Origin of the sequence: Pseudomonas sp. NFX71 (assembly GCF_048079215.1) — a bacterium.
GTDB classification, from domain to species: Bacteria; Pseudomonadota; Gammaproteobacteria; order Pseudomonadales; family Pseudomonadaceae; genus Aquipseudomonas; species Aquipseudomonas fluorescens_B.
The window spans coordinates 4,789,781-4,802,744 of the sequence record NZ_CP182230.1; the positions used below are offsets into that span (position 1 = coordinate 4,789,781).

A 12,964-nucleotide genomic window follows, 5' to 3' on the forward strand; every position below is an offset into this window, starting at 1 on the left:
GAATCTCTCGGTATGCAATTTCAGCTATTTAATACCACCATGGCTGATTGCTTTTGATGCTTATATTGATAGCGGTGGCGGACTGGTCTTAGCGTGGGATGCTGTCATTGAACAGACGGTGGGTAACAAAGTGCTGCAATATTTTACATTGCTCATCTTTTACCCTGTTCATTTGGTCAGCGTTCATTTTGATATTGTTTGCGAGCAGTGATTGAGCCGCTTTGTCGAGGTCGTCAATCATGTAATAAATAAAAAGAGAAAGTGTCTGGTGCGTTTCAGGGAGTGACGCTCTTGATGGCAGTTGGTTTGTGTATTCTTTTGCTAGTTCTGCTCGACTTTCAAATAATTGCAAGAGCTGTTTGTCGTGTGGGCGTTCCTTAAGTATTGCAGAGTGATCCCTGTAAAGCTCATGGATGTTTTTCGCAATGTCGATGATTTCATCCATTCGAAGCAGGTAGCTTGGGTGGATATTAAACTGCACCTGCTCCAGATCTCGACGCAAAGGCGCGCAGAAGCCTTCGTTGGTTCTCTCTCGAATCTGGGTACGGGCTGGAAAAGCTCTGTTTTCCGAACAGTCGGGTTTTAACTCGGCATTCTGGTCGAAGTTCATTAGCATCGGGACCATTTGGAAGACGGTTTTTTTCAGGTCGTCGCTGCCTCCTGTCAGGCGAGGAATTTGTTCAATGACTTCTGGGAGATTGTCGTAAGTGTCCATTTGCTTTTTGAATACAGCTTCGTTTACCACAACCGTGCCAGCAGGGCTGAATTTTGCAACTGTTATACTTTCTATGGACTTGATTCGGTTTGCTTTGATGAGTTCATGCAGTTGATTGTTAACAGCCTGCTTTTCAAGAGTCATGTATTCGATGAATTTTTCAGGGTCGCTGTTCTTAAAACCACCCAATACGAAAGTTTGCAAGGGCGTAAGCGTCGTGGCATGGTCTAATTCTTGTGAGGAAAGAAAAGGTTGGCAGCGGCCAATACCATGAAATGTCATTAATTCGGCACTTCTGTGCTCGCCTTGATCCAGCCCCTCTTTATTACTGGCTGAACGATGATGCGCGATCATTTCGGTCCGGATTCCGGTCTCGATTGGAGTGTTATTATGTGGATTCTTGATGACTACATAACGTGCGTCCGAAACATGGCTGATTTCATTTTCCAGTATTTCCATTGTTGGAAATTTTGTCGCTGCTTCAGTGCCGGTAAAACGAATGAATTGGCTGGTGTTGTAAGGGAAGGCTGCGAGGCATTGCTCTTGGTTCGCTTTTAACGTGTCTGTTATACGAGTAGTGATCAGCTTGAACTCGGCAGCATAGTTACTGTTGTCGAAGTGAAACATCCATTCTCTATATTTGCCATCGTCTTTGCTGGCGGGATTGTCCATGAAACGAAAATTTGCAACAGCAGGTATGTCGCCGAGTTGGTACGCCGCTTTAAAAATCTGTAACGGTGTCAATTTTGCATTGAGGCAACGGATGTCAGTAATTTTGGATTTTATGTTCTGGGCAGAGAAGTCAACTTTTGAGTAATCCTCTTTTATGATGGCATGTTCTTCCATTACTTCATCATAGAGTGTCTTGAAGTCTCCGTAAGTTTGTAAATCAATTTCGCATGCCGATAGCCCGAACATCTCCCATTCGTTCAGGATCGATTTGAATGCCTCTTGCAGGTCTTCGTCTATTAATGATAGGAGGTTGCAGCGGAGAATGTTGGTTTGTTCCGCATTTGATACCTGCTTGTAGTCCGTTTTTTCTGCATGGCTCAAACCCTCGATAGGGCGAAAGCGATTCGGAATTGTGCTGGTGGTACTGAACTGCCCCAGAATCGTGGTAGCGATATCAGGTTCTTTTAAAAAATGTGCAGGCTGGCAGTTAGTTATTTTGTTGATGAAGGCTGTGGTTCGATTTTTTAGCTCGGATGCGAAAGCTGGATCAAGGATTATTATCGACTCTGTTACATTGGAAGCTTGAAGTAATTGGCCGGCTATTTTTTCATGTTCGGGCTGATTGTTTTCGTGTTTGGCGTTTGCATTCGCCAACGTAAATGAAGAGGAGGGGGCGTGAGGGCGGAATATGCTATTGCTTGGCAAACTAATTCCTTTTAGTTGAATAATTTAAACCTTCCATAAGCATCAGTTATTCTAATGGTGGGGATTGTTCTGACTATCAAAAAAAGCTTATTGCGTGCAGCGAGGTGTAGTTAATGGCGTCGTCGAACCTTTCTCCGCGACAGCCTGCATTTCGTCAGGCAATCACGACGCTCTACAACACCTTCAAATATTCCAGCGCGGCGCAGTCTTGGCCAGACGCTGGCGCATCTCGCCAATGTTGCTGGCCAGTTGCCGGATCAACAACCGGTAGCCGTCCAGCGGGTTATAGACCGGTTCGTCAAGGCTTGAATCCGCCGGCAGTTCGGCGGGTCGACTGAGCCGTTGCGACGCGCCGGACTTCAACGCCCGCGCCATCCCCACCAGTTGCACCCGAATCAGCCGATGTTCCGCTTTCAGCGCCGATTGCAGATTCGCCATTGCGGCGGGGTCATTGGTATCCGGTCGAGTGTTACTGAGGATTTCCAGAGTGCTGACGCACATCCGCAAATGTCGCTGAATCGCATCGAGCTCGGTCATGGATATCTTCACTTCCTTGGAGACCGACGGCATCAGCGAACGCAGTTGCACCATCACCGCATTCAATCGATTCATCAACTTCACGTGCTCGTCATCGGTGACGGGCTGGCCATTGATGATCCGCCCGTAAACCGTCGCGCAATCGCGCAGGGCATCGGCCAGGTTGTAACGCCAGGAATAAACCGCGTACAGCGGCAGGGCGAAGGAAAATGCCAGCGCCAGGGCAATGCCGATCAGGATATCCACCCCGCGCCACAGCCCGTCGGTCACCGGGTTATCGCCATGCCCTGCGACGATAAACACGGTGATCGCCGACAGCAGCGCCGTGTAGCCCCCCTTGCCAATGGCGTGGTACGAGAAGAATCCGCAGACCACCGACATCGCAAAATAGGTCAGCCACGGCATCCCGAGCCAGACCTGTTGCGCCACCAACACAAGGCCCACGCCTGCGCCGATCAAGGTGCCGATGGCGCGCTCGGCGGCTTTTTTGCCGATGTTGCCGTGGTGCTGCAAACCGCCGATCACCACCAGCATCGTCACCGACGCCCACTCTCCGTGGGGCAGGTGGATGCCGGTGGTCAGCAGGATCGTCGCCAGCAACCCCAGCGATACGCGCACTGCGTGAATCAGCCTGGCGTGGCGATAGCGCCGGTACGGGTCCAGTAACGGACGCAGTACCCGGCGCAACAGGGGTGGCAGTCTTTGGGTTCTGAAGGTGCTCAGGCTCGTTGTCCTCAGAAGATGTAATCGGTGGTCAGGAAACTCGAACTGCGGCCGCTGATGATCTCGCTGATCAAGTCTTTGTTGGACTCCTGAAACTTGGTCGCGACCAGCGTGCGAATCGAAAACACCCGCAGCGCATCATGTACCGACAACGTCCCTTCGGCGGAATTCTTGCGGCCGTTGAATGGGTAGGTGTCCGGGCCGCGCTGGCACTGGGCGTTGAGGTTGATCCGCCCGACCTGGTTGGCGAAGGTGTCCACCAGCCGGCCGACCGCCACCGGGTTGGTGCCGAAGATACTCAGTTGCTGGCCGAAGTCCGACTCCAGGACGTAATCGATGACCGTATCCAGATGCCGGTAAGGCACGATCGGCACCACCGGGCCGAACTGTTCTTCCTGATAGACACGCATCTGCGGCGTCACCGGGAACAACACTGCCGGATAGAAGAAGGAGGCGCGGGCTTCACTGCCATTGGGGTTGACCACGCGAGCGCCTTTGCTCACGGCATCCGCAACCAGCGCGTGCAGATAGTCGACCTTGCCCGACTCCGGCAGCGGCGTCAGGGCCACGCCGCTTTCCCACGGCATGCCCGGTTTGAGGCTCGCGAGTTTGGCATTGAATTTGTCGATGAACGCTTCGACCACGTCTTCGTGGACGAAGAGGATTTTCAGCGCGGTGCAACGCTGGCCATTGAAGGACAAGGACCCGGTGACTGCTTCGTTCACCGCGTTGTCCAGATCCACCTCGGGCAAGACGATGCCGGGGTTCTTCGCATCCAGGCCCAGCGCAGCACGCAAACGATGCGGTTTCGGGTGGAGTTTTTTCAGGTCGCTGGCCGCTTTGTTGGTACCGATAAACGCAAAGATGTCGATCTTGCCGCTGGCCATCAGCGCACTGACCGTTTCGCGGCCGCTGCCGTAGATCACGTTGATCACCCCGGCGGGGAAGCTGTCGCGGAACGCCTCCAGCAGCGGGCGAATCAGCAGCACGCCAAGCTTGGCCGGCTTGAACACCACGGTGTTGCCCATGATCAGCGCCGGAATCAGCGTGGTGAAGGTTTCGTTCAGCGGATAGTTGTAAGGCCCCATGCACAGTGCCACGCCCAGCGGAACGCGGCGGATCTGGCCGAGTGTGTCCTGTTCCAGCTCGAAACGGCTGGAGCGGCGGTCGAGTTCCTTGAGGGCGTTGATGGTGTCGACGATGTAGTCGCAGGTGCGGTCGAACTCTTTTTCCGAATCCTTGAGGTTCTTGCCGATCTCCCACATCAACAACTTGACCACCGCGTCGCGCTGTTCGCGCATACGACCGAGGAAGGTTTCGACGTGCTGGATGCGTTCGGCCACGCGCATGGTCGGCCACAGGCCCTGGCCCCGGTCATAGGCGCGGACGGCGGCGTCGAGGGCGGTCAGTGCGGTGTCGGCATCGAGCAGCGGTGTGCTGCCGAGGATGACCTGTTCGTCGCCATTTTCACCGGTCAGGTACACCGGGCTGCGGACTTGGGCGAGGGGGCCTGACCAGGTTTTCAGTTCGCCGTCGACCAGGTATTCACGTTGCTCGGTCTGGCCGTCGAGGCGGTATTTTTCCGGGATGTCGCTGGAGTCGGGAAACAGGTTGCCGAGGATGTGTGCTGTGGTCATGTCGCTACTCCATGTGATGTAAGCCATGCGCTGGCGGCTTGCAGTTCAGAATTCACTTCAAGGGTTATACGCCTTATTGACCCGACTTTTTAAGTCCGGATTTCACGAACCAGCGATCTTTTGACCTGAGAACACACAACGGCGAACGCTGCGGGTAAACTTCGCGCTCTTTCTTAAGGAGTTCATATGAGTTACTACCAGCCGGGCATTCTCGCCACCCCAGTACCGCCTCAAGCCCGTCATATGTTCTTCGCGCTGGAATCCGTCGATGCACTGCCGGCCGCGCTCGACAAGCTGGCACAGCTGGTGGACGGGAAATCGGCAGTGGTCGGTTTCGGTGAATCCCTGGTCAAGGCGCTGCACGGGCAGATCGGAGGGCTGCGGCCGTTTCCGGCGCTGACCGGCGTCGGCGTCGACAATCCGTCGACCCAACACGCGTTGTGGTGCTGGTTGCATGGCGTCGACCGTGGCGAATTGCTCAATCGCAGCAATGCCATCGAAGCCGCGCTGGCGCCTGCCCTGCGTCTGGTGCAGATGAACGAAACCTTCCGCCACATGACCGGCCACGACCTGACCGGTTACGAAGACGGCACCGAAAACCCGCACGATGAAGCCGCCGTGGCTGCTGCGCTGGTCGGTGAAGGCGCTGACGGTCTGGTCGGTGGCAGCTTCGCCGCGATCCAGCAATGGCAGCATGACCTCAAAGGCTTCCACGCCATGCCGTCCGATGAGAAGGACAACATCATGGGCCGTCGCTTGAGCGACAACGAAGAAATCGATGACGCGCCGATCTCCGCCCACGTCAAACGCACCGCCCAGGAAAGCTTCGCCCCCGAAGCGTTCGTGGTGCGCCGTTCGATGCCGTGGATCGAAGGGGATCGTGCCGGCCTGATGTTCCTGGCGTTCGGTTTTTCCCTCGATGCCTTCGAAGCGCAACTGCGGCGCATGAGCGGTCTGGAAGACGGCATCACCGACGGTTTGTACCGCATCAGCCGGCCGATTACCGGCGGTTACTACTGGTGCCCGCCGCTCAAGGACGGTCATCTGGACCTGCGCGCACTGCGCATCGGGTAACGATCAAGGAGTGAATATGAACGTGGTGCGCTGGGGCATGATCGGGTGTGGCAGCGTCGCCGAACGCAAGAGTGGGCCGGCCTTCTACAAGGCACCCGGCTCGGCGTTGGTGGCGGTGATGGGGCGGCGACTGGACGCGGTGAGCGATTATGCCGCGCGCCACGGCATCGCCCGGGTCTACACCGACGCTGAAGCGCTGATCAACGATCCCGAGGTGGACGCGGTGTACATCGCCACGCCACCCGACAGTCACCACGCCTATGCCCTGATGGTGGCCGCTGCCGGCAAACATTGCTGCGTCGAAAAACCGATGTCGCTGAATGCCGGGCAGAGCCGTGAAATGCAGAAGGTGTTCGCCGAGGCCGGGCTGCATATTTTCGTGTCCTACTACCGACGTTCGCTGCCGCGCTTCCAGCAAGTGCGGCAATGGCTGGAGGAGGGGCGGATCGGTGAGGTCCGGCACTTGACCTGGACGCTCACCAAGGCGCCATCGCCTGCTGATCTCGGCGGCGCGGACAACTGGCGCACCGATCCGACGATAGCCGGTGGCGGCTACTTTGCCGACCTCGCCAGTCATGGCTTCGATCTGTTCCAGTACCTGCTCGGCGACATCGTCGAAGTCGCCGGGTTTACCGCGCGGCAGGCTGGATTGTATGCCGCTGAAGACGCCGTCAGCGCCAGTTGGCGGTTTGCGTCGGGGGCGATGGGCATGGGTTGCTGGAACTTTGTCGCGGACCGTCGTGAGGATCGGGTCGAGGTGATTGGCAGCAAGGGGCGGATCAGCTTTTCGGTCTTTGATGAGCACCCGGTGGTACTCGAAGCCGAGGAATCCCTCCGCCTGGACATCGACAATCATCAGCACATCCAGTGGCATCACGTGCTGGGCATGAATGCGCACATTCGTGGCGAAGCGCAGCATCCCGCGGTAGCCGAACAGGCTCTGAAAACCGACTGGGTGATGGACCAGATTCTCAAGCGCGGCTAAAAAACCCAAAGATCGCAGCCGCGTTTCACTCGACAGCTCCTACAGGCCCTTGCCAGGAAAAAGCCAAAAGAGTACAAATGTACTCCATGACGACTTTAACTCCCCGCCGTACCGCCATCCTGACCTTTATCCGTGATCGAATCGCGGAGCACGGCCAGTCCCCGAGCCTCGCTGAAATCAGCGAGGCCTTTGGTTTCGCCTCTCGCAGCGTGGCGCGCAAGCATGTGCTGGCCCTGACCGAAGCCGGTTTCATCGAGGTCAACCCGCATCAGGCCCGGGGCATTCGCTTGCTCGGGCAAGCGGCGCGGCCCGAGTTGCTGGACATTCCGGTTCTCGGCCGGGTGGCGGCGGGTGCGCCGATCGGTGCCGATGCCGAGGTGCACAGTCGGTTGTTGCTTGATCCATCGATTTTTTCGCGGGTGCCGGACTACATGCTGCGGGTCAAGGGCGACTCGATGATCGAGGACGGCATTCTCGACGGCGATCTGGTGGGCGTGCACCGCAATCCCGAGGCCTTTAACGGTCAGATCGTCGTGGCACGGCTCGATGGCGAAGTGACCATCAAGCGTTTCGAGCGGGTCGGCGATTCTGTTCGCCTGTTGCCCCGCAACCCGGCCTACAAGCCGATCATCGTTCATCCCGATCAGGACCTCGCCATCGAAGGGGTGTTCTGCGGGCTGGTGAGGCAAGGGTGATGGGGGCCGTCGTCGCGCTGGACACGCTGTTCAATGGCGGCCAGGTCTGGAAAGGCCGGCCTGCGGCCCCGACCGTCAGCCCGCAACCCACCGGGCATGCGGCGCTGGATGCGGCGTTGCCCACGGGTGGCTGGCCGGAAGCGGCGCTGACCGAAATCCTCCTGGCCGGGCAGGGCGTTGGCGAATTGCAACTGGTGTGGCCGGCGCTGGCACGGTTGTCGGCGGCGGGCGAGCGCATCGTGCTGGTGGCGCCGCCGTACGTGCCGTATCCGCAAGCGTGGCAGAACGCCGGGATCGATCTGCGCCAGTTGTCGATCATCCAGGCCAGCGAGCGCGATGCGCTGTGGGCGGCGGAACAATGCCTGCGTTCGGGCAGTTGCGGCGTGGTGTTGTGCTGGCCGCACAAGGCTGATGACCGGGCGTTGCGGCGCTTGCAGGTGGCGGCGGAAACCGGCTCCACCCTGGCATTCGCCTACCGCTCGCTCAATGAAGCCATCAACCCTTCACCTGCGGCCCTGCGCATCGCCATCGATGCCAGGCCTGCGCAATTGCGCGTGCTCAAGTGCCGGGGCGGGCTGGCCCGTTCGGCGCCGATTGCCTTCCCCGTGGGGCATTGAGGTTGCCATGCGCTGGGTGTGCATTCTTTTTCCGCAATTGGCGCTGGACGCGGTACTGCGTCAGCGCGCCGACCCCGATGAGCCACTGGCGCTGCTGACCGGCCCGGCGCAACGTCGGGTGTTGCAGGCGGTCAACGTTTCGGCGCGGGCGCTGGGCTTGCGACCCGGTCAGTCGATGACCGCCGCCCAGGCGTTGAGCAAAGGCTTTGTCACGGCGGAATACGACGCTGCCGAGATCGAACACTGGCAGCAGTTTCTCGCCGCGTGGGCCTACCGCTTCAGTTCCCAGGTCAGCGTGCATTACCCGCGAGCGGTGGTGTTTGAAATCGAGTCCAGCCTGGGGCTGTTCGGGGACTGGCCGCAACTCGAAGCACGATTGCGCGCCGAACTCGGCGAGCTGGGGTTTCGGCATCGGATCGTTGCGGCCCCCAACCCGGTGGCGGCGCGGATTCTGGCCAATGCCTATGACAGTCTGGTGGTGCCCGACGACCAGGCCTTGCAGCATCATCTGGGGCAATTGCCCGTCGACCGGATCGGGCTGGAGACCAGCGTCGCCACGGCGTTGTCGCGCATGGGGTTGCGCACCTTGAGCCAGGTGCAGGCGTTGCCCCGGCACAGTCTGGCCCGGCGTTTCGAGTCTCAGGTGCTCAAACACCTCGATGCCCTGTCTGGCACGCGGCGACTGGCCCTGGCGTTCTACCTGCCACCGGACCGTTTCGATGTGCGCATCGAACTCAATTTTGACGTGCAGTCCCATCAGGCGCTGCTGTTTCCGTTGCGCCGGTTGACCGGCGATCTGTCGGCGTTCCTGTGCGGTCGCGACAGCGGCGTGCAACGTTTCGACCTGCACCTGGAACACGCCGGGTTACCTGACAGCGTGATCAAGGTCGGTCTGCTCAGCGCCGAGCGCGATCCGGCAATGCTCTTCGAATTGGCCCGAGGGCGCCTGGAACAGGTTCAGGTCGAGGCGCCGGTGCGCGGTTTTCGCCTGCGCGCCGAAGACTTGCCGGCCTTCGTTCCCCAGTATCAGGAACTGTTCGACGATCGTCCGCAGCAGTCCTTGCCCTGGGAGCAACTGCGCGAACGCTTGCGCGCGCGGTTGGGGGATGACGCAGTGCAGGGCTTGCGGTTCCAGGCCGATCACCGGCCGGAGTGTGCGTGGCAGGCCAGTGCCGACAGCCAGCGTTGCGGGGGGATGTCGGGCGTGCAGCGTCCGGGCTGGTTGTTGACTGAACCGCAGGCGGTGCACGAAGGTTCGACGCGTATCCTCATGGGCCCGGAGCGTATTGAGTCCGGTTGGTGGGACGGCGGCGACGTGCGTCGCGATTACTACCTGATCGAAACCCGTTCCGGCCAGCAGGGCTGGGCCTATCGCGCAGTCGGTGAGGACGGCCCGTTGTGGTTGCAGGGCTGGTTCGCATGAGCATCGGCTATGCCGAGTTGCACTGCCTGTCGAACTTCAGTTTCCAGCGCGGTGCTTCCAGCGCCCTTGAACTCTTTCAGCGGGCAAAAAAACAGGGCTATCAGGCGCTGGCGATCACCGATGAATGCACCCTGGCGGGCATCGTCCGCGCCTGGCAAGCGGCCAGATCCATGGAACTGCCGCTGATCATCGGCAGCGAAGTGCGTATCGAGAACGGTCCGAAACTGGTGCTGCTGGTGGAGAACCTCGAGGGCTACCAGAACCTGTGCCGGCTGATAACCCGAGCGCGGCGGCGCACGCAGAAAGGTCAGTACCAGGTGCTGCGGGAGGATTTCAGCGAGCCATTGCCGGGACTGCTGGTGTTGTGGGTGCCGGATGCGGTCGATGATTTTCAAAGCGGCCATTGGCTGAAACAGACGTTCGCCGAGCGCCTGTGGCTGGCGGTCCAGCTGCATCGCGGCCAGGACGATAGCCGACGGCTGAACGAGCTGTTGATGCTGGCGCGGGAACTGCGCATCCCGGCAGTGGCCAGCGGCGATGTGCACATGCACACCCGTGGCCGACGCGCCTTGCAGGACACCATGACCGCCATCCGTCATCACGTGCCGGTGGCCGAAGCCGGGTTGCGCCTGCACCCCAATGGCGAGCGGCATCTGCGCAGCCTCGATGCCTTGCAGTCGATCTACCCGCAAGCGTTGCTCGATGAAACGGTGACCATTGCCCGGCGTTGCACCTTTGATCTTGGCCAGTTGCGTTATCAGTATCCGCGCGAACTGGTGCCGGAAGGTCACAGCGCCGCGTCCTGGCTGCGCGAGTTGACCGAATGCGGCATTCGCGAGCGCTGGCCCGAAGGCGCGAGCGAGAAGGTGCGCGGGCTGATCGACAAGGAGCTGGGGCTGATCGCCGAGCTGGGGTACGAAAGCTATTTCCTGACCGTGCAGGACATTGTCGCCTTCGCCCGACGCGAGAAAATTCTCTGTCAGGGGCGAGGTTCTGCGGCCAACTCGGCGGTGTGTTTCGCCCTGGGCATCACCGAGATCGACCCGGAGCGCATGAACATGCTGTTTGAGCGCTTTCTCTCGAAGGAGCGCAACGAGCCGCCGGATATTGATGTGGATTTCGAGCACGAACGCCGCGAAGAAGTCTTGCAGTACGTGTTCCAGCGTTATGGCCGGACCCGTGCGGCGCTGACCGCGGTGGTCAGCACCTATCACGCGGCCGGCGCGGTACGCGACGTGGCCAAGGCGTTGGGTTTGCCGCCGGACCAGATCAATGCCCTGGCCGATTGCTGCGGCCACTGGAGTGATGAAACGCCACCCGTGGAGCGCCTGCTTGAAGGGGGTTTCGACCCCGACAGCCCGGTGCTGCGCCGGGTGTTGGGCTTGACGCAACAGCTGATCGGTTTCCCCCGGCACCTGTCCCAGCACCCCGGCGGCTTCGTCATTTCCGAGCAGCCGCTGGACAGCCTCGTGCCGGTGGAAAACGCGGCGATGGCCGAGCGCACTATCATCCAGTGGGACAAGGATGATCTTGATGCGGTCGGGCTGCTCAAAGTGGATATTCTGGCCTTGGGCATGCTTAGCGCGATTCGTCGTTGTTTCGACCTGCTGCGCCGTCATCGCAACCTGGACTTGAGCCTGGCGACGGTGCCCTCCGAAGACCCGCAAACCTACGACATGATCAGCCGTGCCGACACCATCGGCGTGTTCCAGATCGAATCCCGGGCACAAATGTCGATGCTGCCCAGGCTCAAGCCCCGCAAGTTCTATGACCTGGTGATCGAGGTGGCGATCGTTCGCCCGGGACCTATTCAGGGCGGGATGGTGCATCCGTACCTGCGGCGGCGAAACAAGGAAGAGCTCGAAAGCTACCCCTCCGAAGAGTTGAGGGAAGTGTTGAAACGTACTCTCGGTGTGCCGCTGTTTCAGGAGCAGGTCATGCAGATTGCAATTGTCGCCGCCAGCTACAGTCCCGGCGAAGCGGATCAGTTGCGCCGCTCCATGGCGGCCTGGAAACGTCACGGTGGTCTCGAACCGCACAAGGATCGCCTTGCTGCAGGCATGAAGAAAAAAGGCTACACGCCAGAATTCGCCGCGCAGATTTTCGAGCAGATCAAAGGCTTTGGCAGCTATGGATTCCCCGAGTCCCACGCCGCCAGTTTTGCCTTGCTGACCTATGCCAGTTGCTGGTTGAAATGCCACGAACCGGCAGCCTTCGCCTGCGCGCTGATCAACAGCTGGCCCATGGGTTTCTATAGCCCGGACCAGATTCTGCAGGACGCTCGCCGGCATCATTTGCAGATTCGCCCGGTGGACGTGCGCGCCAGCGACTGGGATTGCAGCCTCGAACCGATTATCGGCGCGCAGCCGGCGATTCGCATGGGGCTGCGGATGATCAAGGGTTTTCGCGAAGACGAGGCGCGGCGAATCGAAATCGCGAGGTCGAAGGGGGCGTTTATCGACATCGCCGACCTCGGCGAACGGGCGCGGCTCGATGCCCGTGCGCAGGAGCAACTGGCCGATGCCGGCGCGTTGCGAGGGCTGTCCGGTGATCGGCATCGGGCGCGCTGGGAGGTGGCGGGGGTGCAGAAACAATTGGGTTTGTTCGCCGGTTTGCCGAGCCAGGAAGAGGACGCGGTGGTGTTGCCCAAACCCACGGTCGGCGAAGACCTGCTGGCGGATTACAACAGCCTCGGCACCACCCTCGGCCCGCATCCGTTGGCCCTGTTGCGCGGCGAATTGAAAGCCCGGCGTTGCCGCAGTTCGAGGGAGCTGCTGGAGGTCGAGCATGGCCGACCGGTCAGCGTCGCCGGGCTGGTGACCGGTCGCCAGCGTCCGGGCACCGCCAGTGGCGTGACCTTCGTCACCCTTGAAGACGAGTTCGGCAACGTCAACGTGGTGGTCTGGCGTGACCTGGCTGATCGGCAACGGCAGGTGTTGGTCGGATCGCAGTTGCTCAAGGTCGATGGGCGCTGGGAGAAGGAAGGCGAGGTGCGGCATTTGATTGCCGGGCGTTTGAGTGATTTGAGCCCGCTACTCGACGGCATCCATGTGCGCAGCCGGGATTTCCACTGACCTGTGGCGAGGGGGAGCTTTTGTGTGAGGGGATTTTGTGGCAAGTGAGCTTTTTTGTGGCGAGGGGATTTATCCCCGTTGGGCTGCGCAGCAGTCGTAAACCCGGT

At 59.6% G+C, this 12,964-nt stretch carries 9 protein-coding genes; 6 read left to right on the forward strand and 3 right to left on the reverse strand.

Going from position 1 to position 12,964, the window contains the following annotated elements; genetic code table 11:
- Positions 1–88: 88 nt before the first annotated feature.
- From ACM1ZW_RS22470 to ACM1ZW_RS22480, 3 genes are all read right to left on the reverse strand, one after another.
- On the reverse strand, positions 89–2,092 hold the full coding sequence (locus ACM1ZW_RS22470) for a hypothetical protein (protein ID WP_416739384.1): 2,004 nt from the start codon (positions 2,090–2,092) through the stop codon (positions 89–91).
- Positions 2,093–2,275: 183 nt separating this feature from the next.
- A complete protein-coding gene (locus ACM1ZW_RS22475; RefSeq protein ID WP_031318975.1) occupies positions 2,276–3,319 on the reverse strand; it encodes an FUSC family protein in 1,044 nt (347 codons plus the stop codon).
- A 44-nt stretch (positions 3,320–3,363) separates the two neighbouring features.
- On the reverse strand, positions 3,364–4,989 hold the full coding sequence (locus ACM1ZW_RS22480) for an NADP-dependent glyceraldehyde-3-phosphate dehydrogenase (RefSeq protein WP_017339205.1): 1,626 nt from the start codon (positions 4,987–4,989) through the stop codon (positions 3,364–3,366).
- A gap of 186 nt (positions 4,990–5,175) precedes the next feature.
- On the opposite strand from ACM1ZW_RS22480, the gene ACM1ZW_RS22485 reads away from it, so the two are divergent.
- The 6 genes from ACM1ZW_RS22485 to ACM1ZW_RS22510 all read left to right on the forward strand — a co-directional run bounded on the left by ACM1ZW_RS22485 (position 5,176) and on the right by ACM1ZW_RS22510 (position 12,857).
- The gene (locus ACM1ZW_RS22485; RefSeq protein ID WP_017339204.1) at positions 5,176–6,063 is read left to right on the forward strand and encodes a Dyp-type peroxidase; all 888 of its coding nucleotides are present in this window, start codon (positions 5,176–5,178) and stop codon (positions 6,061–6,063) included.
- A gap of 16 nt (positions 6,064–6,079) precedes the next feature.
- On the forward strand, positions 6,080–7,048 hold the full coding sequence (locus ACM1ZW_RS22490) for a Gfo/Idh/MocA family protein (protein ID WP_416739385.1): 969 nt from the start codon (positions 6,080–6,082) through the stop codon (positions 7,046–7,048).
- Positions 7,049–7,125: 77 nt separating this feature from the next.
- Complete coding sequence (gene lexA / locus ACM1ZW_RS22495) at positions 7,126–7,743, forward strand: transcriptional repressor LexA (protein WP_017339202.1); 618 nt, start codon at positions 7,126–7,128, stop codon at positions 7,741–7,743.
- The gene (imuA, locus tag ACM1ZW_RS22500) at positions 7,743–8,360 is read left to right on the forward strand and encodes a translesion DNA synthesis-associated protein ImuA (protein WP_416739386.1); all 618 of its coding nucleotides are present in this window, start codon (positions 7,743–7,745) and stop codon (positions 8,358–8,360) included. Before lexA ends, imuA begins: the two co-directional genes overlap by 1 nt.
- Before the next feature lie 7 nt (positions 8,361–8,367).
- Positions 8,368–9,783, forward strand: coding sequence for a Y-family DNA polymerase (locus ACM1ZW_RS22505; protein ID WP_017339200.1), 1,416 nt, complete (start codon positions 8,368–8,370; stop codon positions 9,781–9,783).
- Positions 9,759–12,857: an error-prone DNA polymerase gene (locus tag ACM1ZW_RS22510; protein ID WP_416739387.1), complete on the forward strand. Its 3,099-nt coding sequence runs from the start codon at positions 9,759–9,761 to the stop codon at positions 12,855–12,857. The genes ACM1ZW_RS22505 and ACM1ZW_RS22510 overlap by 25 nt, the downstream gene beginning before the upstream one ends.
- The last annotated feature ends 107 nt before the right edge of the window (positions 12,858–12,964 follow it).

Coding starts and splice junctions, on each gene's coding strand:
- ACM1ZW_RS22480 (WP_017339205.1), bottom strand. CDS start 4,989: ATGACCACAGCACACATCCTCGGCAACCTGTTTCCCGACTCCAGCGAC.
- ACM1ZW_RS22485 (WP_017339204.1), top strand. CDS start 5,176: ATGAGTTACTACCAGCCGGGCATTCTCGCCACCCCAGTACCGCCTCAA.
- ACM1ZW_RS22490 (WP_416739385.1), top strand. CDS start 6,080: ATGAACGTGGTGCGCTGGGGCATGATCGGGTGTGGCAGCGTCGCCGAA.
- lexA (WP_017339202.1), top strand. CDS start 7,126: ATGTACTCCATGACGACTTTAACTCCCCGCCGTACCGCCATCCTGACC.
- imuA (WP_416739386.1), top strand. CDS start 7,743: ATGGGGGCCGTCGTCGCGCTGGACACGCTGTTCAATGGCGGCCAGGTC.
- ACM1ZW_RS22505 (WP_017339200.1), top strand. CDS start 8,368: ATGCGCTGGGTGTGCATTCTTTTTCCGCAATTGGCGCTGGACGCGGTA.